The 22,575-nt window shown below is 52.2% G+C and carries 22 protein-coding genes; 4 read left to right on the forward strand and 18 right to left on the reverse strand.

From position 1 onward, the window contains the following. Positions 1-15: 15 nt before the first annotated feature. The 8 genes from MKY12_RS25145 to nifB form a co-directional block, all read right to left on the reverse strand. Complete coding sequence (locus MKY12_RS25145) at positions 16-582, reverse strand: DUF269 domain-containing protein (protein ID WP_339311382.1); 567 nt, start codon at positions 580-582, stop codon at positions 16-18. Beyond that, positions 566-976: a nitrogen fixation protein NifX gene (nifX, locus tag MKY12_RS25150; protein ID WP_339311384.1), complete on the reverse strand. Its 411-nt coding sequence runs from the start codon at positions 974-976 to the stop codon at positions 566-568. Before nifX ends, MKY12_RS25145 begins: the two co-directional genes overlap by 17 nt. Beyond that, the gene (gene nifN, locus MKY12_RS25155; RefSeq protein ID WP_339311386.1) at positions 951-2,279 is read right to left on the reverse strand and encodes a nitrogenase iron-molybdenum cofactor biosynthesis protein NifN; all 1,329 of its coding nucleotides are present in this window, start codon (positions 2,277-2,279) and stop codon (positions 951-953) included. The genes nifX and nifN overlap by 26 nt, the downstream gene beginning before the upstream one ends. After that, positions 2,269-3,633 carry a nitrogenase iron-molybdenum cofactor biosynthesis protein NifE gene (gene nifE, locus MKY12_RS25160; protein WP_339311388.1) on the reverse strand — a complete coding sequence of 455 codons (1,365 nt, stop codon included), beginning with the start codon at positions 3,631-3,633 and terminating at the stop codon, positions 2,269-2,271. Before nifE ends, nifN begins: the two co-directional genes overlap by 11 nt. 88 nt (positions 3,634-3,721) lie before the next feature. Next, positions 3,722-5,281, reverse strand: a complete 1,560-nt coding sequence (gene nifK, locus MKY12_RS25165) for a nitrogenase molybdenum-iron protein subunit beta (RefSeq protein WP_339311389.1) — start codon at positions 5,279-5,281, stop codon at positions 3,722-3,724. Then, entirely contained in the window at positions 5,278-6,735 is a 1,458-nt protein-coding gene (nifD, locus tag MKY12_RS25170) for a nitrogenase molybdenum-iron protein alpha chain (protein ID WP_339311391.1), read from the reverse strand. Before nifD ends, nifK begins: the two co-directional genes overlap by 4 nt. Positions 6,736-6,769: 34 nt before the next feature. Beyond that, positions 6,770-7,636: a nitrogenase iron protein gene (nifH, locus tag MKY12_RS25175; RefSeq protein WP_339311392.1), complete on the reverse strand. Its 867-nt coding sequence runs from the start codon at positions 7,634-7,636 to the stop codon at positions 6,770-6,772. A gap of 6 nt (positions 7,637-7,642) precedes the next feature. Beyond that, complete coding sequence (gene nifB / locus MKY12_RS25180) at positions 7,643-9,010, reverse strand: nitrogenase cofactor biosynthesis protein NifB (RefSeq protein WP_339311394.1); 1,368 nt, start codon at positions 9,008-9,010, stop codon at positions 7,643-7,645. Positions 9,011-9,588: 578 nt separating this feature from the next. On the opposite strand from nifB, the gene MKY12_RS25185 reads away from it, so the two are divergent. Next, a complete protein-coding gene (locus MKY12_RS25185; RefSeq protein WP_076083072.1) occupies positions 9,589-10,416 on the forward strand; it encodes a TerC family protein in 828 nt (275 codons plus the stop codon). Between the two features lie 549 nt (positions 10,417-10,965). Here MKY12_RS25185 and MKY12_RS25190 read toward each other — a convergent pair. The 3 genes from MKY12_RS25190 to MKY12_RS25200 are packed head-to-tail and all read right to left on the reverse strand — an operon-like array spanning position 10,966 to position 13,446. Next, positions 10,966-11,718 (reverse strand): ABC transporter permease, encoded by a 753-nt coding sequence (locus MKY12_RS25190; RefSeq protein WP_339250752.1) that lies wholly within the window; start codon positions 11,716-11,718, stop codon positions 10,966-10,968. Next, positions 11,712-12,494 (reverse strand): ABC transporter ATP-binding protein, encoded by a 783-nt coding sequence (locus MKY12_RS25195; protein ID WP_339250754.1) that lies wholly within the window; start codon positions 12,492-12,494, stop codon positions 11,712-11,714. Before MKY12_RS25195 ends, MKY12_RS25190 begins: the two co-directional genes overlap by 7 nt. Next, positions 12,475-13,446 carry an ABC transporter substrate-binding protein gene (locus MKY12_RS25200; protein ID WP_339311396.1) on the reverse strand — a complete coding sequence of 324 codons (972 nt, stop codon included), beginning with the start codon at positions 13,444-13,446 and terminating at the stop codon, positions 12,475-12,477. The genes MKY12_RS25195 and MKY12_RS25200 overlap by 20 nt, the downstream gene beginning before the upstream one ends. A gap of 281 nt (positions 13,447-13,727) precedes the next feature. Here MKY12_RS25200 and MKY12_RS25205 point away from each other — a divergent pair, with 281 nt between their 5' ends. Beyond that, positions 13,728-14,210, forward strand: coding sequence for a hypothetical protein (locus MKY12_RS25205; RefSeq protein WP_339250755.1), 483 nt, complete (start codon positions 13,728-13,730; stop codon positions 14,208-14,210). 251 nt (positions 14,211-14,461) lie between these two features. Next, a complete protein-coding gene (locus MKY12_RS25210; protein ID WP_036723496.1) occupies positions 14,462-14,647 on the forward strand; it encodes a hypothetical protein in 186 nt (61 codons plus the stop codon). 321 nt (positions 14,648-14,968) lie between these two features. Here MKY12_RS25210 and MKY12_RS25215 read toward each other — a convergent pair whose 3' ends face one another. From MKY12_RS25215 to MKY12_RS25225, 3 genes are read right to left on the reverse strand one after another with little or no spacing between them, the layout of a single operon-like run. Further along, on the reverse strand, positions 14,969-15,805 hold the full coding sequence (locus MKY12_RS25215; RefSeq protein ID WP_339250757.1) for an alpha/beta hydrolase family protein: 837 nt from the start codon (positions 15,803-15,805) through the stop codon (positions 14,969-14,971). Positions 15,806-15,856: 51 nt separating this feature from the next. Continuing rightward, on the reverse strand, positions 15,857-16,279 hold the full coding sequence (locus tag MKY12_RS25220; RefSeq protein ID WP_339250759.1) for a MarR family transcriptional regulator: 423 nt from the start codon (positions 16,277-16,279) through the stop codon (positions 15,857-15,859). A 59-nt stretch (positions 16,280-16,338) separates the two neighbouring features. Further along, positions 16,339-16,695, reverse strand: a complete 357-nt coding sequence (locus MKY12_RS25225) for a helix-turn-helix domain-containing protein (RefSeq protein ID WP_209876059.1) — start codon at positions 16,693-16,695, stop codon at positions 16,339-16,341. A 186-nt stretch (positions 16,696-16,881) separates the two neighbouring features. Here MKY12_RS25225 and MKY12_RS25230 point away from each other — a divergent pair, with 186 nt between their 5' ends. After that, positions 16,882-17,412 (forward strand): NAD(P)H-dependent oxidoreductase, encoded by a 531-nt coding sequence (locus MKY12_RS25230; protein WP_339250765.1) that lies wholly within the window; start codon positions 16,882-16,884, stop codon positions 17,410-17,412. A 227-nt stretch (positions 17,413-17,639) separates the two neighbouring features. Here the strand turns inward: MKY12_RS25230 and MKY12_RS25235 are convergent, their stop codons facing one another. From MKY12_RS25235 to MKY12_RS25250, 4 genes are all read right to left on the reverse strand, one after another. Further along, a complete protein-coding gene (locus MKY12_RS25235) occupies positions 17,640-18,047 on the reverse strand; it encodes a hypothetical protein (RefSeq protein WP_339250767.1) in 408 nt (135 codons plus the stop codon). Between the two features lie 58 nt (positions 18,048-18,105). Beyond that, complete coding sequence (locus MKY12_RS25240; RefSeq protein WP_339250769.1) at positions 18,106-18,867, reverse strand: SagB/ThcOx family dehydrogenase; 762 nt, start codon at positions 18,865-18,867, stop codon at positions 18,106-18,108. A gap of 226 nt (positions 18,868-19,093) precedes the next feature. Beyond that, positions 19,094-20,809: a beta-N-acetylglucosaminidase domain-containing protein gene (locus tag MKY12_RS25245; protein ID WP_339311398.1), complete on the reverse strand. Its 1,716-nt coding sequence runs from the start codon at positions 20,807-20,809 to the stop codon at positions 19,094-19,096. Between the two features lie 12 nt (positions 20,810-20,821). Then, positions 20,822-22,561 (reverse strand): family 10 glycosylhydrolase, encoded by a 1,740-nt coding sequence (locus MKY12_RS25250; RefSeq protein ID WP_339250773.1) that lies wholly within the window; start codon positions 22,559-22,561, stop codon positions 20,822-20,824. Positions 22,562-22,575 lie beyond the last annotated feature (14 nt).

Below are 22,575 nucleotides of genomic sequence, written 5' to 3' on the forward strand. Positions count from 1 at the left end.
TATTCCTTTCTTACTCTAGCCCTCCAGGCTAAGCAGGCCGTGCGCTGAAGTCAGCTCTTTATATTTCTCCAGCCATGCCATTCCTTCTTCAATGCACTCCACCCCGTACGAAATCGTCTTCTCAGCCGAAGTGAACGGGAAGGGGAAGCCGGCCCGCAGGCTCTTAAGCACCACAATGACTCTGCCGCTGTAGAGCAGCCCCCGTCCGAAGCCCTCGCCGTTAATCTCCGCCGTACTCTGGATCATAAGGCCGAATCTCTCCTCCATGACACCCGCCATGGCCTGGAACAGCAGCGGTACCTGCTGGCGGACCTTGGGCGACACCGCGCAATTGAATTCCGATTGATCCTTGTCCCCGGCAGATGCCAGGAACAGCTTCGCGATCTTCTCCAGCGGAGGAAGGCTGCTGCTGCGTCCGAAGAAATCTCCAGCATCCAGCAGATTACACAGACGCCGGATCAGGGCATCTGCGGTCTCCGGATTCAGCTCCTTGCGCGCTCTGGGACTGCGCTGTCTCAGCGCCGAAGCTCCCGGAATTACCGTACCCTGCCACGCCGCACTCTCATTAGCCATGGGTTCCATCCGCATCCCCTCCTTCATTCTTTTCCGCTTCCTCTGCCCGCAGCACCTTGGCCAGCCACATCGGCGGCTTGCCCTGAAGCATCTCAACCAGCCGCTTCAGTTGCTCCTGGATAGGGCTGCCCGGCGGAACCTTCACCGGCATAATTTTCCGGCGTGTTACCCGCGCAGCGGCCGAAGCGCCGATCTGCATGATGAAGATCAGGGTGCAGTCGCCTACGGAATCCAGGCGGCTGTCGATTTTGCCTGCTTCATCCTGGTTCGGCACAGCTGACAGCCTGCGCAGCTCCACCAGCTCGGCTCCGGCTCTCGTTACATTATATACAGCGAACATCGGACTCTGTCCGAAATGCGCATTCACACGGCTTCCATCATCTGTGGCGAACGCTACTTTCACGGCTGCCTGCCTCCCTTTGCATGAACAGATTCCCTGCCTTATTACTCCATTCCATCGCTCCCCGGTACCCTACAGAGACGGACATGTAAGCCCCAAGCTCATTCCAGACCGGGAACCCGGCCGGCAAGAAGGCGGCACCCGTCCGCTGCGCCCCGGCGATCCCGTGGGAATTGCTGATCCAGAGATCCGCCCCCTTGCCCAGCACCTCGGCATCATCCAGATCGCCCACCCATACCTCGCGCTCCATTCCGGCAATGAGCGGGGTCTCGAACGAAGTGATCAGCGCCTTCTGCTCTACGCCCAGCTCCTCCAGCCACCCCGAGACCGAATGCAGATGATCCGGTTCCAGTGCAGCAACAACCGACATTCCGGCAAATTGAAAATGGGCGTCCAGCATGCCGTCCAGCAGATTCTCCCGCTGCCAGCAATACCGCAGCGGCACCGGCTCCCCGCTGATCTGATGCAGGAAATGCAGTAGTTCATCGGTCGCCTTAAGCCCCATTGCCCCTTCGAATACCTTATACGGAGTGCCTATGGCATTATGCAGCCGTCTGGCCGGACGTTCCATGCTGCCGCCCACGGCAATCGTCAGCCCGGACTGCAGGCTCTGGAGCATAGAGTCCAGCGGAACCCCGCCGCGCGTCAGCGGCGAGAAGCCGGTAAGCAGATGGCCGGACAAGGAGGTCGAGATATCCGGCAGCGCGATCACCTCGAAGCCGAAGGAGGAGATGATCTCCTTCAGTTCCATCACATCGGCCGGGGTTAAGAACGAGCCGGGCAGCAGGGTAATCTGCCGGGCATTCACGCTTCTTTGCCCCCGGTGTCCTACTTGCTGGATCATCTCGTCAATCATGGCCTCCACCGTAGAGCTGAAGCCCGATTCCAGCGATCCGCGAAAATCAGGCAGCACAACCGAGAAGGCGAGACCTCCGCGCAAATTCCGCTCTCTTTTATACGACTTAAGCATATTCTGATAATCCACACCGGCTACATCGGTCAATTCCGTCCCAATGATGCCGATAATATCCGGGCGGTGCTTGCTCAGCACCAGATTCAGCGCTTCCTCCAGATTGCGGTTGGCATCGAAGATCACATCCATCTCCTGCAGCGCCGAGGTCTGTACGGCAATCGGTTCCCGGAAATGACGGGTCAGGAGTGCCTTCGGAAAAGCGGAGCAGCCCTGGGAGCCGTGAATCAGCGGCATGGCCCGGTAGCAGCCCTGTAAGGCCAGTACAGCACCCAGCGACTGCCCGATCTTCATCGGGTTGACCGAGGCGGGCTTTTTTCTCCGGTTAACGGTCATAGGGCGGCGCCTCCTTATCCCAGGGAGCAGGGCTTGCCGCCAGCTTCCAGATCGGGTTCGCAAGCGAATAGGTCAGCTCTTTGGCCAGCCGCAACAGCCCTTCATATCCGGCATACGCTTTGTGGCGCTCCTGATTAATATCAATGAAGGGAATCTGCTCTTTCATCGCCACATACATATTGCGGCCGCCGGCAATCATAATATCCGCCTTGCGCTCTCTTACCGTCTTGATGATCCGGCTGGCCCCGCCCTCGGGAATGTATTCTGTATCATCGCCCACACGGTCGGCAATCCGCCGCACATCATCCTCCGTGCTTTTGTTCGTGCCTACCCCCACGACCTGAACGCCCAGCTCCTTCAGGGCCGAGATGACGGACCAGCTTTTGACCCCGCCCGTATAGAGTACGGCCCGCTTCCCCCTCAGCAGCTTGCGGTAAGGCCGCAGCTCCTGGCCGAGCCGGGCCTCCTCCCGCTCGGTGAGCCGGTCCACACGCCGCTCCATCTCCCGGTCATTCATCAGATAGGCCATCTGGCGCAGCGAATAGGTCGTCTCCTTCGCACCATAGAACGAGCCTTCGAAATACGGGATCCCGTATCTTGACTCCATCTCCTTGGCAAGGCCCAGCAGCGCCCGGCTGCAGACCACCATATTCACTCTCGCCCGGTGCGCCCATGTAATCTCCTTATAGCGTGCATCCCCCGTAATCCGCGAGGTTACAGCGATCCCGGCGCTGTTCATCAGCTTCTCAATATCCCACATCTCACCGGCGATATTGTACTCCCCTATCAGATTCACCCCTAGATCCGTCTCCGGCTCCGGTTCTCCCGTCCCGATGACATACTGCAGCAGCGCATCCCCCGCTAGCCGGTTCCCTAGATTCTTACTCCCGACGAAGCCGGGACTGTTCACCGGGATCACAGGAATCCCGATCCGGTCCGCCGCCTCCTTGCAGACCGCATCCATATCTTCGCCAGTCAGTGCGGTCACGCAGGTTGAATATACAAATATTGCCGGAGGCGCAAAGCGCCCGGCAATATAATCAATGCTGTCCTTCAATTTCTTCTCGCCGCCAAAAATAATATCAGAATCCGTAAGATCCGTAGTGAAGCCGTATTGGGACAGGGAGGGGCCGCTGGACAACGTGCCTCTGCTCTCCCAGCTGTTTCCCGCGCAGGCAATCGGTCCATGAACCAGATGTGCAGCATCCATAATCGGCAGCAGCGTGATCTGGGCTCCGTCGAAGGAGCAGCCTCCAGCAGCTTCGCCCGGCTTGGGCCTTGGACAGGGCTTCGCCTTAGGCGCTATGCTCCCGCAAGCCTGGGAATCAAATTCATCTTGCCGTAAAGGGTCCATTGGCTTTTCATCTCCTTCGCTTAAGAGGCTTGTGTTCCACACGAATCTTGCGCACTTCTATCTTATTAATGGCTAAAGACAAACGGCTCTAGCGCACCAGCTCAAAATTAAAGCCGGAGTTATGATCATCAAGCTGCTGCAGAATCGTGTTCACGATCAGGCTGAGCAGGTTGAGTGTTCCCTGATACCCGATAATCGGATAACGGTGCATATGATGGCGGTCGAAGATCGGGAAGCCGACCCGCACCAGCGGCACCTCCGCATCCTTGGCGGCAAATTTCAGATGGGAGCTGCCAATCGCCAGATCCACCTTGTCATTCAGCAGCAGCGAGCGCATATGCCACAGGTCTTTGCCGACATGCACAGTAGCTTCGGTGCCATACGGACTTGCTGCCAGCAGCGCTTCGGCTTCGTCCTTGAACTTCACTTCATTGAAGTCCACATCACCGTTCGAGCAGATAATGTGCACCGGCTCCATTCCGGTCTCGAGGCAGAACCCGATCAGGCCGATGAGCAGGTCCGGGTCACCTACCAGCGCCACCCGCTTGCCGTGCAGGTAAGGGTGACTGTCCATCAGCGCATCCACGACACGGCCGCGTTCTTCGGTGAGTATTGCTGGAATCGGGAGACCGGTCAGTTCGCTGATCGTATCCAGCAGCGTATCTGTGCCCTTAATGCCCAGCGGCGTGGATAACGCTGCCAGCTGCTGGTTCCAAGTGCCGCTGATATATTCCTGGGTCTTTTTCAGCGTATACTTTTGCAGGGACAAGGTGGCAAGCGCATTGGCTGCCTGCGGAACATCCGCAAGCTTCGTGCCGCCGTAGTAGTATTCATACTCTCCGGTTGCCGGTGAATCGTAGTTCCCGCTGTGGTCTCCAAGTATGGTGTACTTCGTATCGAAGGCACCCAGAATCTTGCGCAGCTCTGCAAAGTTGCCGGTGTATGGCTCGAAGCCCAGCATCACATTCAGCTTCTCTCCGCTCTCCGCGCCGCTCCCCGGCTTGCTCTCAATACCCGAACGGGTATAGAGGTAGCTCAGGATACCCTTGATCATGGCGTCGTAGCCAGTGATATGTGAGCCGACGAAGCTCGGCGTGTTGCAGTAGGCCACCGGATATTCCTCACTGATCACCCCTTTAATGCGGGCATTGCCGATAAAAGAGTTCAGGTCATCCCCGATGACCTCAGCCATACAGGTGGTACAGATCGCAACCATCTCCGGTTTGTACAAGGCGACACTGTTCTCCAGACCGTCAATCAGGTTATTCATCCCGCCGAATACGGCTGCATCCTCTGTCATGGATGTGGACACGGACGGCGTAGGCTCCTTGAAGTGGCGGCTGAGATGGCTGCGGAAGTAGGCGTTGCAGCCCTGCGAACCGTGTACGAACGGCAGCGTCTTCTCGAATCCGAGTGCAGCCATGACCGAACCCAGCGGCTGGCACGCTTTATGCGGATTAATCACCACATTCTGGCGGCTGAAATTCTTCTCCATATATTCTGCAGACTTGGAGTACGCGAGTGCTTCGGCGGTCTCCTGCTCGCTGCAGGGCGCTTCGAACTGCTTCTTGTTCTCCCGCTGCTGCACATAACGCTCTTCCTTGAACAAGCTGGTATTATCTTTAATGTTCAGTTCATCCCTGCTCATACGCCCGCCTCCTTCGGCTCCATTGTTCCTTGTCTGCTCACCAGAGCCCATACAGGGCTGTTCACGGTCATATCCATATCCTTCGCGAACACCTTAAAGCCGTCGAAGCCGTGATACGGGCCGCTATAATCCCAGGAATGCATCTGCCGGAACGGCACGCCCATCTTGTGATAGACATATTTCTCCTTCACGCCTGAGCCCACCAGATCAATGTTCATCTTCTTCGTGAGCTCTTCCAGCTCATAAGCTGTAGGATCATCCATGACAATGGTTCCCTCGGCAAGCATCGGGAGCATCTTCTCATAGTCATCCTTATGGGCGAATTCATAACCGGAGGCTACGATATCCATCCCCAGATCTTCATAAGCACCGATGGTATGGCGGGAACGCAGGCCCCCGATCATCAGCATGACGGTCTTATTTTCCAGGCGAGGTCTGTATTTGCGGATCACTGCATCCATGACCGGCTTGTATCTGGCAATCATCTGCTCGCAATTCTCTTGAATTGTCTCATCGAACAAGGCTGCAATCGCCCGCAGGCTCTCATACGTCTTCGTAGGCCCGAAGAAATTGTATTCCAGATAAGGGATACCGTAGGCTTTCTCCATATGGTCTACCATATAGTTCATGGAGCGGTGGCAGTGGATCAGGTTCAGCTTCGCTTTGTGGGCTACCTCCAGCTCGTTCAGAGAGCCGTCACCGGACCACTGGGCAATAACGCGCAGGCCCATCTCTTCCAGGAGGATACGGGAGGCCCAGGCGTCGCCGCCAATGTTATAGTCCCCGATAATATTGACATCGTAAGGCCCGGTCTCGGCCAGCTCGGCACGGCCCATCACGAAGTCACGGATCGCATCGTTCGCAATATGATGGCCCAGCGACTGGCTGACTCCGCGGAAGCCTTCGCAGCGTACCGGAACAACCGGCATTTCCAGCTCCTTGGACATCTTCTTCGACACCGCTTCGATATCATCACCGATCAGGCCGACCGGGCATTCCGACTGGACGGAGATCCCTTTGGCCAGCGGGAACATCTCGGTAATCTCACGCATAATGACGGCCAGCTTCTTATCCCCGCCGAACACGATATCCGTCTCCTGAAAATCACTGGTAATCTGCATCGCCGTAAAGTTATCGATGCCAAGCGTCCCATTCGCAAAGTTACGGCGTGAGCCCCAGCTATACTGTCCGCAGCCCACCGGCCCGTGACTGATATGGACCATATCCTTGATCGGCCCCCAGACCACCCCTTTGGAGCCGGCATAGGCGCAGCCGCGCGGGGTCATGACACCCGGACGGGATTTGATATTGGACTTCACCGCACAGGTGCTGCAATCAATGGCCTTTTCATCCGCCACCTGAAAATGCTTCTCGCGGTCCTTCCGCGCCTTTTTGGGATAGGCTTCCAGAATCTCCTCAACCAGCTTCTGATTCTCTTCAATACTCAGTCCCATGGTTTGATCCTCCTTTTTCTCTTCGCCTCAGAGCTTATTGCCCGGAAGCCTGCAGCTTCTTGATCGCAGCTTCTTCATCTTCAATGATGCCGAATTCCATCAGCAGCTCTTCCAGCTCTTCCATCGAGATCGGGGTAGGGATCGTCAGCATTTTGTTATTGAGGATTTTCTCGGCCAGTATTTCATATTCTTTCGCCTGCTGGTGCTCAGGATTATATTGGGCTACGGTCATTCTGCGCAGCTCGGCATGCTGAACGATGTTGTCGCGGGGAACAAAGTGAATCATCTGCGTGTTCAGGCGGCGGGCCAGCTCCATGATCAGCTCATCCTCACGGTCTGTATTCCGGCTGTTACAGATCAGGCCGCCGAGTCTTACGCCTCCGCTGGTCGCATATTTCAGGATACCTCGGGCGATATTGTTCGCTGCGTACATCGCCATCATCTCGCCGGAGCAGACGATATAGATCTCCTGGGCCTTGCCCTCACGGATCGGCATGGCGAATCCGCCGCATACTACGTCACCCAGTACGTCATAGGAGACGAAATCCAGATCCTGATAGGCGCCCTCCTGCTCCAGGAAGTTGATCGCAGTGATAATCCCGCGTCCTGCGCAGCCTACCCCCGGCTCCGGCCCGCCGCACTCTACGTTGATAATGTCGCCGAAGCCTGTCTGCAGCACATCCTCAAGCTCCAGGTCCTCTACGGAGCCAAGCTCAGCCGCCAGCTCCAGCACGGAGTTCTGGGCTTTGGTATTCAGGATCAGACGGGTGGAATCCGCCTTCGGGTCGCAGCCTACGATCATGACTCTTTGTTGGAATTTGGTTGCCAGCTGAGCCAGGGTGTTTTGTGAAGTTGTCGATTTACCGATACCGCCTTTACCGTAGAACGCGATTTGTCTCATTGTTCATCATCCCTTCGAAATGTTTAGTTTTTCAAAATAAGAGCTGTACTTCACGCTTTCGAGAATGGCTTCCTGAATGCCGCCTTTGCGGACAAGAGGCAGGACACCGATTGCGTTCAGGCTGGCCCTTGGGGCCTCGCCGATGCCGGAGCAGAGAAGAATACGGCAGTCACTTAGAATTGATATAATTTCTTGCAGCGTAGCTGCTTTGTCACCGTTACAATCGGCCTTGCCATGGCAATAGGCTTGGATCTTGCGGACACCCAGGAGCTGTACATCCGTTCCGTCGGTGTCGTAGACCAGGAACTCAGTGGCATGACCGAAATGCTGATTCACCTTGTCGCCGCCTCTGGTGGCAACCGCGACCCGTGTCTTCGGCCCGCCGGCCTGAATGCGTCTGGCCTGTCTGGCCAAGACGCGCTCGCGGATCTTGGTGTCCAGCTCACGCTGGAACATCGCCCGGGCTTCTTCATTAATGACTGGCTCAGCCTCCATCGCTTCGAGCGGAAAATCGGGATTGCGGTCCTGGCCCAGCAGCCCGATCGCATCGGCCCGGCATTGCCGGCAGTGACGCATCACCTTCATCCCGTCACGGCCCAGCTGCTCCTGCAAATTAAGCAATTCCTTCGGACGGGGTGCCTTACGGCCATCCGCTTCATACTGGCTGCCCGGTGCGAGAATAAGCGGTGTTACATTGTGCAGCGTGGCTCCGAGCTCTTTTACCCGCGCTGACACTGCAGTCAGATGATGATCGTTAATCCCCGGAATCATAATGGAATTCACTTTGACCAGAATCCCCAGCTTCGCCAGCATCTCAAGTCCCAGTAATTGACGGCGGATCAGCAGCTCGGCTGCCTCTCTGCCTTCGTACCGTACGCCTTCATCGAACACCCAGGGATAAATCGCCTGGCCGACCTCAGGGTCAATGGCGTTGATGGTGATCGTGACATGGCGGATGCCCAGCTCCATAATCTCATCCACATGCCGGTACAGCGTGAGTCCGTTAGTGCTGAGACAGAGAGAGACATCAGGCACATGCTTCCTGACCCGGGCGAAGGTATCGAAGGTCTGCTCCGGGTTCGCCAGCGGATCTCCGGGGCCGGCTACACCCACGACCGAGAGCTGCATCAGCCCAGCGGCAACTCCCCGCACCTTGCGTTCCGCCTGCTCCGGAGTAAGCACCTCACTGACCACGCCCGGCCTGCTCTCATTCACACAGTCGAACTTGCGGTTACAGTAATTGCACTGGATGTTACAGGCGGGAGCAACCGGGATGTGCATCCGGGCATAGAACCGGTGGGCCTCCTCGCTGTAACAAGGGTGGCGGCTAATCTCCTCCTCCGCTTCACTTGATAGACATGACGGCTGCATCATTTCCCACCTCCTAAAAGCTAAAAGTTTTATGGTTCAAATAGCCTTTGTTTTGGTTAATGTTATTTTATCTAACATTAAATTCACTTGGCCGCTTTAATTAGTTTCATCATATTTTCATTACCGGGGATCGTCAATTAGTCCAACGTTCGTTTTGCCCTTTATTTCCTTTTGTTTGCAGTTTCGCCATATCATATGTCAACTTATATGACTCACACTTATCATGTTTCCGTTTTCAGGCCTGTCACTTTCTAATGATATGTGTTCTCACAAAAACATTGACAATGTCTCTTAACTCGGATATGATACGTTTAGCCAGAAACGAATACTATAAAATTTCATATAATCCCGTAAAGGGGAGTAGCTGTTAGATAAAATCGTCAATACGAGAATATGAGGATATTCTCCGGTTTTATCGGCAATAGATTATTGTTAGCGAGACCTTTACCAACCAGGTTACCTTTATTCCAAAGGCTAATCTGTTTGGTAAAGGTCTTTTTTATATATATTTTTGGTTAAACTAATGGTATCACCGTTAGTTTCGCAAAAAGCAGCTAAACCCACTTGAGGAGGAAACAGCAATGGATTGGGGATTATTATTAGAATACGGATGGGTATTGCTCGTTCTCGTAGCACTGGAAGGGCTGCTTGCCGCAGACAACGCACTTGTACTCGCAATTATGGTTAAGCATCTTCCTGATGAGGAACGTAAGAAGGCATTGTTCTACGGATTGGCCGGAGCGTTTGTGTTCCGGTTCGGATCACTGTTCGTCATCTCCTATCTGGTAGACATCTGGCAGGTACAAGCCATCGGTGCGCTTTATCTGTTATTTATCGCGGGGAATCACATCTTCCGAAAAGTGTTATTCGCTAAGCCGGTCACGGAAGACGCCGCTGAAAGCGGAAGCCCTGGAGCTGTAAATAAGAAGAAAGCCAGCTTCTGGTTCACCGTACTTAAGGTCGAGGTAGCAGATATTGCCTTTGCCGTAGACTCCATCCTCGCAGCCGTAGCCCTGGCCGTTGCTCTTCCGGCAAGTGGTATCCGCAACATCGGCGGCCTCGACGGCGGACAGTTCCTTGTAATCTTCGCGGGCGGGTTCATTGGTCTCGTTATTATGCGGTTCGCAGCTTCCTTCTTCGTTAAGCTGCTTCACACCCGTCCGGGTCTTGAGGTTGCTGCCTTCTTCATCGTCGGCTGGGTAGGGGTTAAGCTCGCAGTCATCACGCTGGCCCATCCTGCTCTGGGTGTATTGTCCGAAGACTTCGCACACAGCACCTGGTGGAAACTGACCTTCTATGTAGTTCTGATCATCATTGCAGCTACAGGCTGGTTCATGAGCAGTGTCAAGACCGAAGAGAATGTCGGCGAGAATCCTGTCAAGGAAGTCGATAAGCAGCTCGGTAAATAATCTATATTAGAAAGAAAAGCTCTATAAGATGCCCTTAAGATTAGAACTCAAAGCTTGGTCGTCGCTGCGGTGAACATTTGGACTTCCGGCCGCTATTGTATTTGAATTTCCTGATTGAAACCGCTGCTCGCGGTAGAAATCCAAATACAGCTTTTGCTTACGATGCGAGCTTTCCTTCGGAAAGCTTTCAGGCGGTCGCTTCCGCTCCTACAGTTCCAAATTTCCCCTCCGTTTCTTTTTGCTTTTTGTTAATTCTTTAGTGCGTCTTATATAGTCCATAAAAAAGAAATCGCCCCTTTGGGATGGATGGTCGATCTTCCATCTTACCAAAAGGGCGATTTCTTTTTGAGTTTTTGAAACTTAGATGTATTGTATACCGCTTAAACAGCGGAGAGGACGGAACGATTGTGTAGAAGCGGCAGCGGTCGCCTTGGTCTCCGGATTTTCACCACATAGGGGAATAAAAAAAATCTGGAGACCACAGCGACCCAAACAACGGTCCGTTCGCGCAGCGTCCACCCAAGTGCTCACGTTGCTCCCACTCAAGCACTATCTCCGCCACTTCATGAATCTGTAATCCAGCACATCCACCAGCAGGAACAGCACGAATCCCACCAGACTGAACAGCATAATTCCGGCATACATCTCAGGGTAGTCCAGCCGCAGCCAGGCATCCATGATAAAGAAGCCCATGCCATGCTCCGTGCCGTAGATTTCGGTGAAAAAGAGTACGGAAATCGCTGTACCCAGCGAAATGCGAATCGTACTGAGGATCACCGATAAAGCGCCGGGAAGCGTCACATTCCAGAATTTCTGCATCGTGCTGGCACCAATACTCGTCAGCACATCATAAGTACTCTCGGGGATGGCCTTCACACCATCACGTACCGAGATAATGACCTGGAACAGCAGGATCAGCATAATCATCAGCACCTTGGAGGTTTCTCCGAGTCCGAAGAAGAGCATGACCACCGGCAACAGCGCAATTTTGGGAATCGGATAGGTCAGATAGACGACCGGGTCCAGTACCCGGTTCCAGAAGGGAGAGCGGCCCATCAGCAGACCGGCCAGCAGACCGAGCAGCAGAGCCAGCAGCACACCTTCAGTGATGCGCATCAGACTGTAGCCGACATTCAGCGCCACATCATGGGCCCCAAGCTGAAACATTGCCTTATAGACCGCGCCGGGGCTGGGCAGAATCGCGTGATTCATGAGCAGATAAGCGACATACCAGAGCGCATTCATTCCGGCAAAAACAAGCAGCAGGCGCAGCAGGTGAATAAAATGCCGTCGTTTTACCATTTTTCCATCATTACCTTTCGGATTCTCTTCGTCTGCTCGAAGTATTCATCGCTCTCCCGCTTCTGGGAATGTTTCATGGCAAATACAGCAGCGTTATCGAGAATCTCTGGCGGCTCCTGCTGGCCCGGCAGCATGATGATAATCTTCTGTCCCAAGAGAATCGCCTCCTCCACATCGTGGGTCACGAATAGCGTGGTCGCCGGATGCGCCTGCCAGTTGTCGATAAAAATCTGCTGCAGCCCTTCCCGCGTAATGGCATCCAGCGCCGAGAACGGCTCATCCAGCAACAGAAGCGTTGGCAGTATGGCAAAGGCGCGGGCAATGGCCACCCGCTGCTGCTGACCGCCGCTCAGCGAGAGCGGAAACCGGCCGGCGAGCTGGGCGATTCCCATGGATTCAAGCCAGTGCATAATTTGCCGGTCCTGCTGCCGCCTACCCCGGCCTGCCCCGCCCGGACGGGCGATCCGCATCGCAATCCGAATGTTGTCACGGACCGTCTTCCAGGGCAGCAGACCATAATTCTGCGGCACCAGCCCGATCAGCGTCTCCTTCTCATGGACAGATCTGTCATTGAAAAGCAGTTCCCCCTCGTAACCAGGCAGCAGTCCGGCAATCGCCCGCAGCAGCGTGGATTTGCCGCTGCCCGAGGGACCGATCACCGTATAAATCCCGTGCTCCGGCAGGGTCAGGTTCATTTCCCCCAGGGCCAGCTGCCCGTTCTGATAAGCTACATGGAGCTGATTAATGCGGAGACCGCTATTTTTTAAACTGGACATCGGAGATCACATCTTCAGCCGATAGTGTTTTGGTCAACAGTCCTTTTTCACGGGCCCAGGCAAAAGCAGCCTCCACTTCCTTCACATCCACCTGGTTCGCAGGCAGATACTCCGGCACCTTAATCTCATTCTTCAGCGTATCGGGATAGCCCACTTCCTTAATAATCAGGTCGATATATTCCGATTGGTCATGCGTCTTCATATAATCGACAGCCTCATCATAAGCGGCGTACATATCGCGGATTCCTTGACCCTTGGCATCAATGGCACTCTGTGGAAAAGCCAGCACAAACGGATTGATCCCCGCACTATGGGTGGAGCTGAGAACGCGCAGACCGGCAGTACGGCCCATGGTGACAAAAGGCTCCGGCAAAACAGCCGCATCCGCCTTATGATTCTTAAGCAGCTCCAGACGCGTTGGAATCTGCGGCACTTCCGTTACAGTAATATCGGCTTCCGTCAGGCCTGCCTGCTTCAGCATCATGGCAACGGTATACTGGGTTGAGGTATTCTTGGACAGGATGACGGTCTTCCCCTTCAGATCCTTTACCTCTTTCACTTCATCATTTCCGGTCAGCAGGTCGAATTCACCTGTGGTCGTGCTGGTGATTTTGACATCGAGTCCTGCTTCATTATAGATCGAGATCGCCACCAGATCCGCACTGAGGCCATCTACCTTACCCGCCTGAAAAGCCACATCACGATCCTTCGCGCTCTTGAAGGTCTGGATATCCAGGTTCACATGATGCTTCTGATCAAATCCCTGCTCATGGGCAATAATAAAAGGAATTGCATCGATGGATGGCAGCAGTCCCAGCGATATCGTAACGGCCTCAGCAGGTACAGCTGTAGCAGCTCCTGTATTAGTATCTTTGGCATTTCCTGCCTGATTTGCGCTACCGCATCCGGCAGCTACTACACTGACAGCAGCAGTCAGCACGACTAGCTTCATAAGGTGTTTCCAGTTTCTTGTCTTCATGAATCTTGATTCCCCCATCTCTTATCGGTTACGCTTCATGCGAATTTATTCACATACATAGTACACCCATTGTCCTATTTTGTATATTTATAAATTTAAGTATCAGTTTTCTAATGTCCAATATGTTCATGGAATTCTTTTTACAGCAGCACCCAATAATGACGCAAATATGCTATAATGACCTGTACCTATTCCGCAGGTATCCCCCTTCAAGCAGCAGTCCTATTCCAACCCTATCTAAGGAGCTGTGCCCTATGAGCGATGTAATTCTCCAGCAGATTCTTGCCGAGCTGCAAGGAGTAAAGTCCGAAATTAACGGAATGAAATCTGAAATTGCAGGAGTTAAGACCGAAATCTCAGGAATCAAGACCGAAATTGCAGGCATCAAGTCCGATGTTAAAAATCTTCAGTCAGAATTCACTGCATTTAAGTCTGAAATTACGGCCGAGCTGGTGATCATCAAAGATGAAATTGAAAACATCAAGGATGAAATTGAAAACATCAAGACCGACATCGTTACCATCAAGGATGATATCGAAAGCATCAAGGAAGATACAAAGCTAATCCCTCTTATTCAACAGGCGGTGTCCGAAGTGAATACTGAAGTCGTTGCTGGCCGGGATTCTCTGGAGCGGATTGACCGGAGCCTAAGAGGACATGACGCAACGCTGGATATCCTGGCCCGGCGTTCTATAGATCAGGAAGCTGAAATGAAACGTTTAGCTGCTTCTGCATAACATCCTGCCACTAAGCGACCGCCCTCCCGGCTGCCGCTTTTTTGTTGCCCGCACGCAGTCCATATCACAAGGACATTGTTCTCTTATACAAATACAAAACCAGTTATGACAACATTATTCCTTATTTATTTGTCTTTATCAGGCGGACATTCCATTGCTTTATGGATTATGTATGGTATAATGAAAGCGTAACCAAAAGAGATGTCCCAGAGGTTCATTACCGTATTTCATCGCCAAGGAGGATGAATGCAATGCTGGCAGGAATTAAGGAACTGAAGAATTGGGTAACCGGGATGTGGCAGCCGGGGATGGCTTCCGGAGAAGAGGATTACCGGAGAATGGAATACAGCGCACACCGCCATCTGCACACACCGCCAACGCCAAGCCCGCTAACTTACGAGCAGGAATCGCGCATCAAGACCGTCAAATTTCACTAATTTCCAGTTAGATGTATATATAGAATACCCTTCACCTACCAGGTTAAGGCCGCTAAGGAACGGGAGCATCCCGGCTCAGGCGGCCTTTTATTTGTTGCAGTAGTAAATTGAACTAATGATCTTTAGGTTTTAGGATTAAACGTGACTCCAGAGAAGTTTTGGACTTCCGGCCGCTGTTGTCTGCAGATTTCTCGATGTATCCCGTTTTTAACGGTTGAAATCCGCATACAAAGGCGGACGCTACCGCTCCTCCAGTTCCAAAATTCCCCTCCGCCACTTTTCCTTTAACTATAATTTTTTAGTTCAATCTATATAGATTCATTATCTTGCTAACCACCGCAGGATCGTCTGTACCGCTTCCATATAGCGCTGCCCTACAAGCAGGCCGGTATGCGTAGTGTTCCACAAGCCTAAATATTCTGCGCGGAAATACGCTGCATTGGCTCTGCCCCTGCGCTCATCCTCATCACTGTTAATGGCATGGATCACTAGACAAGAGCATGTAATGGAACGGCTGTCTACGGATACCCCTGTTGCCCCAAACTCAAAAGAAAATGTGCTAAAGGCCTTGGCAGATTCCATCGTCAGGTATTTTCGCTGAAACGCTATATCTTCTGCCGTCTCATCCAGGCTGATCTCCTCTTCGCGGACCGGTGCGGGTACTACGTTACCCGGTACTGTCTTAACGATATCCGTATAAGGGACCTCCTCATGTACCTCTCTGCATATACTTGAATCCATCAGCACAAGCCCGGCCAGCCTGGCTGTCTCCGCCACCTTCTGGCTTAGGATCCCGCCCATACTGAACCCGATCAGGACAGGAGCAGCTCCGCATTCAGCCTGAATTAACTGCACTATCTCATGGATATCCTCCAGATAATCTTCAAAGGTAATCTGTGTCATATCCAGCACCCGGCTCCGGTAATGACTTCTCAGATTCATCACATAACAGGTCCAGCCTTCACGGATGAAATGGGGAAGGTACTTGCTCCACATCCAGCTTCCGGTATACGCACCATGCACAAACAGCAGGGGTACCCTATCTTCCTGTTTTTGGCCTTCGCGCGCCTCCTCTCCCTTATAAATCTCCAGGTAGAGATCATGCTTACCGACATATTTCTCTGTATGCGGCGGTAATTCAGCAGTGTAGTCTCTCATTATAATGTCCTCTCTATAATTAGTTTGATATCAAACTATCACACCAAATTTTTAGAAATTATGATTGATTTTTATTAAAATCGCCAGCAAAATTGTCTGCTCCTCTTCCGTGATATCGCGGTAGAACTGCTTCAGCACGGCAGAAGAGACCGATTCAAATACCGGCTCCAGCTCCTCGCCCTTCCCGGTTAGAGTAACATATACGTACCGGGTGTCCTCCTGATCCCTCTCCTTCTTAACCAGTCCCAACCGGACCAGCTTATCCACAAGTGCTGTAACCGTAGATTTGTCCTTATGAATATGTGCCGAGATCTCAGCCATGGTGAGTCTGTGCTTAGACAGCAGCGCATAAAGAATATCTCCGTGTGAGGTGGCAATGCCGTCTACTCCCTGCTTCGCCATCTCTTGAACGATGAAGCGGTTAACCTTCTCGCGGATCTTGGATATAAGTGAAATAGCATCTCTGGTTTCCATAAACGAATTATAGTTTGATATCAAATCATTGTCAATAGAGTAGTACATCAGTTGTGCTACTATTCCGCGTCCTTATCAAGCAGCATGACTTCCTCACCCCGTTGCTGCCGGATCGCAATATTGGTTCTGCCCCAGGAGCACATCAGGTCAATGATTTCATTGGCTGTGACTCCATACTCGGTGATGTAATATTCCACTTTGGGCGGCATTTGGCTATAGACCACTCTGCCGATGATCCCGTCCCGTTCCAGCTCGCGGAGCTGCTGAATCAGAACCTTTTGCGAGATGCCCGGAATACTGCGCTGCAGTTCACTCGTCCGCTTCGTTCCCGACATCAGTATACATATAATCAGCGACTTCCATTTCCCGCCGATAATCTCAAGTGTTGCCTCGATCCCTAAATGATATTGCTTCATCCCCGGTACCTCCCCAATCTTAATTCGAACACTGCTTCTCTTAGCATGCCACAATATCCGGCAAAGTCTAGTGCACACCTTGAGGTAACCTTGTTACTTTATTGTGTGTATTTACATTTTCAGGAACTTACAAAATAATAGAAACAGCTGCACAACCCAAATTATACACCGGAAAGGTGATCCCTAATGACAACCCTGATCATCCTGGCACACCCCGATATAGAGGCTTCAAGAGTGAACCGGAGATGGAGACAAGAGCTGCTGCTGCATCCGGAGGACGTTACGGTCCACGAGCTCTACAAGGAGTACCCGGACTGGAGCATCGATGTTCCGCGGGAGCAGCGTTTATTGGAGGCGCATGACCTGATTATTTTCCAATTCCCCTTATACTGGTATAGCTACCCCCCGCTGCTGAAAAAATGGCTGGACGATGTGTTCACTCACGGCTGGGCTTACGGCTCGAACGGGAACAAGCTGCACGGGAAAAAGCTGGGACTCGCCATGTCCATCGGAGATAAGCAGGAAAATTACCTACCAACCGGTTCCGTTTCTTTTACCATAGATGAAGTGATCGCGCCTTTCAAAGCCAGTGCAGTGCATGTAGGCGCAACCGCATTACCCTATTTCGCCGTCTTCGGCGCCTCCTTCCAGGCGAGTGACGATGAAATTAATCAGAGTGCGTTGGATTATTGGGAGTATACTATTGGGCATAGCTAGGGCTGGGGAGAAACCTCCCCCCTTATAATACTTTTTCTGAAAATCATGCTCCAAATGCAACATTCCCCTGCTCATCTCGGCCATAATCCCAAAGTGTTGTATAAAAAGCAGGATTTCTCTTCCTCCAAGCGGCTTAGCGGGGCCATTCTTGCATTTTATACAACAACTCTAGCAAATTGCTAGAGTTCCAGGTCATAGAGTTGCAATAAGTACACCATTCATTGCTGTTAGCCAATAATCCAATCGACTTCCTCGATAGCAACCACTTCAATGTCATTACAGTAGAACTTAAACCGTTCCTCATTCTCAATATCCCTGACAAGATATTTAACGGAATCCCAGCCCCTGTCCGAAATATTCAAAATCTCAAAGCTGGATAATTGGATTACCATTCCTCCGGCAGATATCTGAAATTTCCCCACCTTTTGAAATTGAATGCTGACCTTATATATCGGTTTACCGCCTTTAGGTATTAAAACAAAGTTGATTAGCAGCATGGGCGTATTGTATTCATCGAACAGTTGTACCGTATCCAGCTCAACCCAGTATCTGTAATCTGTAATGAACTTCAGATCATTCACTGTAAAGTCAGTTACTTTGGCGGTGACCAGATCTATTTTTTTGATATTTGGCATAGTACCTCCCAGCAAGTTACTTTCTTACGTTCACTCTATATAGACTCTATATAGTATGCTATTCCCGCTTCTTCCCCACTGCGCCAAGATAGATCACAAACTCTTCATCTCCGTCCAGCGCCAAAATCTCGTCAATCAGCTTCTGGTCATAGATTCCGATAGCGCAGGCGCCTGCTCCGATCGATTCACTGGCTAGGTACAGATTCTGGCAGACATGTCCAACATCGATGAGGATTTTTTTGTGGGCTGAAATATCATACTTCCATTCAGAACGGTACGGTGTGGTACTCCAGGCGAACAGCACAGAAGCCTTGCGTGCAAAGTTAGGGACGAACGGCTGATCCAGCGTAATGGCATCAATCTTCTGCTCCAGCTCATCCAATTCAAACATAAACAAGAGCTGATGCTCCACAGGAAGATATCTGTAAATCCCCTGCCGGATGCCTTCTACCCGCATAATCATCAAGTAGGTCTCAAAGGTGTGTGTCGCGCCACTGCAGGGTACATTCCGCAGCGTAAGCCCGTTCTTGTTCATTCCAGTAATCCCCTGGGTGGCCCACAATAAATAGGACAGCTCCTCTAGACTTAGCGTGTCGGCCGAATAGAAGCGTGTACTTCTTCTCTGCTCTATACAGTCAAATATACTCTCTTTACTCACTACGTCTCTACTAACCTTTGGCAGATCAATAATTTGTGATTCCGCATGAAATGACTTCACAATCGGCGGTTGTGCAATGCCCTTAATCTTGTCTGTTTTGATCTGCTTGAATTCATGAAAATTGGATTTCAGAAAATTTCGTTGTTGTTCATATCTGGTCATAACAGTTCCTCCCGGATTACCTTAATAGCTATAATTTATCATTTGATAAAATTCAGATGGTGATCTAACTCACTCTTCTGTTGTTTTCGCACTTCAACAAAAAACTCCCCCACCCCGAAGGGTAAGGGAAGTCTTCATCGCGTCATCTCTTAAGCGCGGCAGCTATATTATCAGCTCCCAGCGTAATCTGGCTCGGGAAGCGTATGCGGACGGCTTTTAACCTACTCTACTCATCCTCCAAAATCAGCCGGTATCCCTTCTTGCCTTCCCTGGCAGCAAGTCCCCAGGCCTCGGCTGCCATCCAGGCGGGATCACTCCCCAGCCGGACCTCAAAGGCCCGGCAGGCTTCGGCCCGCTTACGCAGTTCTTCATCGGCTCCGGGTTCAGTTCCCCCGGTTATTACCTTCCGCCGCAAGGCTCTCCACAGCTCTACATCCGCCAGGGCTCTTTGCAGCCAGGGTTCTGCTTCTGTCTGGAACTTGGAATTGTTTATTTCAATTAACCGGTAGGACATGCTCTCCAGACGGTCGAAATACGCATCAAGCCAGCGTATATCTCTGCTCTGCACAGCCTCTTTCAATTCCTCATATCCACCGCTATAGAGCTGGCTATTGAGATTCTGGCGGCAGAAGAACATCATATCGTCTGCCAGCTCTCCGGCAAATTCGCGGACCGATAGCTCCCAGGACAGCTCAGGCATATAACGCTCACTGTTCCACATATAGTGGGCCATGGTGTTCAGTGTAATCTTGGAGCATTCCCACTGCACCATCGGATTCGCTACCACGGCCTGATGTCCGGTCTGGCCAAGCCGGGAATAATGCCCGCGGACCGGGTCCAGAAACAACCGGTCATAGTCGGCATCATTGACAGGTATGTTGTCCCACAGCCACAGCTCATGCCCGTAATGGCTGTAATTCTCCTGTGCCGGTCTGCTCCCGACCTGCCGGGCAAAGACGGCAGAGCCAGTCCAGAATACCTTGATCTCCGAATGCAGCTTCTCGCGGATATCCCGCTTATATTCGGTATCCCAGGAGGACCAGTACTCAGAGGGGCACATCACCAGCATAACCTTCTGCAATTGGCGGCTTAAATAGTCGTAGACACGGTTGGCCACATAAGCGTGTGCCAGTCCGGAGCGCTCAAGGTAATGAAGGTTCTCCCCTGACAAGGCGTAGTCGATGTCGTCCATCAGCAGAGCGAAATGCCGGACCCCGATGGCGATCATCGCTGCCAGCTTCGCTTCCAGACTGGCAAAATCCTCTTCACTGCGAAACTGCAGATCATTCCCCGGACTAATGCAATAATAGAAGTCCACCAGCTGCGTATCACATTCCTGCTTCAGCTCACGAATCTGCTCGAACAGATTCTCAGGATAAGGCTCACGCCATAGCTCGCGGTGATAGGGATCATCCTTGGGAGCATGCATGAAGGTATTCATCCGGTGAGCCGCCAGATAACGTACAGCATCCATCCGGTCCTCGAAGCTCCACGGCGTGCCGTAGAAGCCTTCAATAATGCCGCGGACCGGAAAAGAGGGCTCATCGTGAATGGTCGCCACAGGCAACCGGCACTTGCCTTCACCTACGCTCAGCAGCCGGTGCAGAGCATCCATTCCATACCGTAGTCCCCTCTTATTGGAGGCCACTATGGTAACGGTGCCGTCCTTACGGATATCCAGCAGATAGCCATCCGCTTTAAGCGATCTCTCATATTTAAGTTCCAGCTTGATATTGCCAGGTTCAGGTGTTTCCTCATTTTCTCCAGACGGCTCAAGGATCACAATCGGGCCTTCGGCGGCAAGCGGCCACTCCCACTTCTGGATCATGGAGAACTTTGAAGTCAGCTCGATTCTTAACTGCTGCCCTTCCACCACCAACTCTTCACCCTGATCGTAATAGTCCCGAAAGTAATACTGCCGTTCCCTTAACGGCATCGTCATATGCATATCTCCTTAATCCGTAACCTTTACATTTCCAAACACGGCCTTGTTCCGCGAGTCATTCCCGGGGTTGCTGAGGGCAATCCCGATATACACCTTGCTTTTCATCGGGATCTGAATGGTTCCGACCGTCTGCCAGCTGCTCCCATTTGCCGAAATCGACCCTTTGAACGTATTGCCGGTTCTCGTCAGCTTCAGCCATTTCGGAGCTGAGGCAGTTGCCGTATGATCGGCCATAGTTCCCGCAGTTTCTGAACGATACTGGAAGGTAGCCCCATTCGATGGGGTAAGCATCATATCTGCGTGCTTGGAATTATGGCTCAGGGACTCCCGGATCATAATGCCGGCCTTGGCCCAGCCGTCCAGCCAGCTGGTGGACTGCACCTTAACCACAATCTCCGCATTGCCGCTCACGGGCTGATAGATATAATTCAGCTGATCTCCATTGCCCCAAATATCCGTAGAGCTGCTACTGAGTGTAAATTGCTTATTGGAAGAATTGTAGGTGGCGTTCCCCGGCATGGAACCGATATTCCGCGCCTTCCATACTGCAGGCAGCTGGGCCGGATAATCTTGCTCTACCGGAGCCGTCCAGCCCGGCGTCGGCCAGGTCTCACGTTCATGGATGTTCGCCAGTTCGTCTTCCGGCCAGGCCCCATAGGCAAAGAACGACAGGCGCTTCACATCCGGATAATTCTCGCGGATGCCCTTGTAGACCTCCTGATATTGATCATCGGTCCAGTCATTATCCAGGGTAGCTACGATGTCAACATCACTGCCGCTGATCGCGTCACTGGTATCCTTCAGGATACCGTAGGAGGTGCTGTATACCCAATCACTGTTGAATTCCCAGTCATCGAAGTACGCCATCGGTGCGACAAAGTCGATCTCATCCTTGAACTTGGCTACATTCTGTCCAACCTCGGTAAATTCCGGCGGCAGAATATATACACCGAGCTGTACATCCGGATTCGCGGATTCGGAAATATCCTCACGGATATCGCCTACATACTGTCCGATTTGTTCGGTTCTCCATTCATTCCACTGCTGACGCTGCGGCGAATCCGTATTGAAGTCAATGCTGAGCGGCGAATACCCGAACTGCGCCTGATACTTGGCAACCGTATAATCACTGACATCCATGTTGTAATTGTCGAAGCGGATCCAGTCCAGTACAACACCGTCCACATCATAATTCTCGATCACTTCCTGAATGATGGAGCGTTCATACTGCTGCACTTCATGGTGAATCGGATTGACGAAATATTCGTTACCGTTAGAGCCCGTAAACGGAGTCTGAACCCCGTTCACCAGCGACTGCATCTGCCATTCATCATGAGCCAGGAAGGCCTGCTGGTCATGGAACTGGGGAATCCAGGCATGAACCTTGATGCCTGCGGCATGAGCTGCCGTAATGACAGCCTGCAAAGCATCGAAATTCTGATAGCCCTGGGCAATAGGAGCGATATCACTCTGATAAAATACACTGCCGGACGGAACCTCATCATCTTCATCCTGCTTCACATTCATGCTGATGACATCGACCCCGTAGCTGGTGGACAGCGCGATGAAATTCTGCACATCCGCCAAGTTCTTGAACTGGTTAACAGTCCGTACAATCACTTCCGTCTCAAATGGGGGATTGCTCTGCTCCTCGGCCTGTGCCGGAAGGGGAAGGGAGCCCCCCGCTACCGAAGAAACCAACACAATGCCTAACACTGCCATGAACCTCGATCTCAATGCAAATGTCATAATCTCGCCTCCAC

The organism is Paenibacillus sp. FSL M7-0896 (assembly GCF_037975415.1).
GTDB lineage: Bacteria > Bacillota > Bacilli > Paenibacillales > Paenibacillaceae > Paenibacillus_AQ > Paenibacillus_AQ silagei.

What these genes read in the sequence shown, in the direction of transcription:
- MKY12_RS25145 (WP_339311382.1), bottom strand. Translation starts at nt 582, where the DNA reads ATGGAACCCATGGCTAATGAGAGTGCGGCGTGGCAGGGTACGGTAATT.
- MKY12_RS25250 (WP_339250773.1), bottom strand. Translation starts at nt 22,561, where the DNA reads ATGACATTTGCATTGAGATCGAGGTTCATGGCAGTGTTAGGCATTGTG.
- MKY12_RS25215 (WP_339250757.1), bottom strand. Translation starts at nt 15,805, where the DNA reads ATGAGAGACTACACTGCTGAATTACCGCCGCATACAGAGAAATATGTC.
- MKY12_RS25235 (WP_339250767.1), bottom strand. Translation starts at nt 18,047, where the DNA reads ATGCCAAATATCAAAAAAATAGATCTGGTCACCGCCAAAGTAACTGAC.
- MKY12_RS25240 (WP_339250769.1), bottom strand. Translation starts at nt 18,867, where the DNA reads ATGACCAGATATGAACAACAACGAAATTTTCTGAAATCCAATTTTCAT.
- MKY12_RS25230 (WP_339250765.1), top strand. Translation starts at nt 16,882, where the DNA reads ATGACAACCCTGATCATCCTGGCACACCCCGATATAGAGGCTTCAAGA.
- MKY12_RS25200 (WP_339311396.1), bottom strand. Translation starts at nt 13,446, where the DNA reads ATGAAGCTAGTCGTGCTGACTGCTGCTGTCAGTGTAGTAGCTGCCGGA.
- MKY12_RS25210 (WP_036723496.1), top strand. Translation starts at nt 14,462, where the DNA reads ATGCTGGCAGGAATTAAGGAACTGAAGAATTGGGTAACCGGGATGTGG.
- nifH (WP_339311392.1), bottom strand. Translation starts at nt 7,636, where the DNA reads ATGAGACAAATCGCGTTCTACGGTAAAGGCGGTATCGGTAAATCGACA.
- nifN (WP_339311386.1), bottom strand. Translation starts at nt 2,279, where the DNA reads ATGACCGTTAACCGGAGAAAAAAGCCCGCCTCGGTCAACCCGATGAAG.
- MKY12_RS25195 (WP_339250754.1), bottom strand. Translation starts at nt 12,494, where the DNA reads ATGTCCAGTTTAAAAAATAGCGGTCTCCGCATTAATCAGCTCCATGTA.
- MKY12_RS25245 (WP_339311398.1), bottom strand. Translation starts at nt 20,809, where the DNA reads ATGACGATGCCGTTAAGGGAACGGCAGTATTACTTTCGGGACTATTAC.
- MKY12_RS25220 (WP_339250759.1), bottom strand. Translation starts at nt 16,279, where the DNA reads ATGGAAACCAGAGATGCTATTTCACTTATATCCAAGATCCGCGAGAAG.
- MKY12_RS25185 (WP_076083072.1), top strand. Translation starts at nt 9,589, where the DNA reads ATGGATTGGGGATTATTATTAGAATACGGATGGGTATTGCTCGTTCTC.
- nifD (WP_339311391.1), bottom strand. Translation starts at nt 6,735, where the DNA reads ATGGGACTGAGTATTGAAGAGAATCAGAAGCTGGTTGAGGAGATTCTG.
- nifK (WP_339311389.1), bottom strand. Translation starts at nt 5,281, where the DNA reads ATGAGCAGGGATGAACTGAACATTAAAGATAATACCAGCTTGTTCAAG.
- MKY12_RS25205 (WP_339250755.1), top strand. Translation starts at nt 13,728, where the DNA reads ATGAGCGATGTAATTCTCCAGCAGATTCTTGCCGAGCTGCAAGGAGTA.
- nifB (WP_339311394.1), bottom strand. Translation starts at nt 9,010, where the DNA reads ATGATGCAGCCGTCATGTCTATCAAGTGAAGCGGAGGAGGAGATTAGC.
- MKY12_RS25225 (WP_209876059.1), bottom strand. Translation starts at nt 16,695, where the DNA reads ATGAAGCAATATCATTTAGGGATCGAGGCAACACTTGAGATTATCGGC.
- nifE (WP_339311388.1), bottom strand. Translation starts at nt 3,633, where the DNA reads ATGGACCCTTTACGGCAAGATGAATTTGATTCCCAGGCTTGCGGGAGC.
- MKY12_RS25190 (WP_339250752.1), bottom strand. Translation starts at nt 11,718, where the DNA reads ATGGTAAAACGACGGCATTTTATTCACCTGCTGCGCCTGCTGCTTGTT.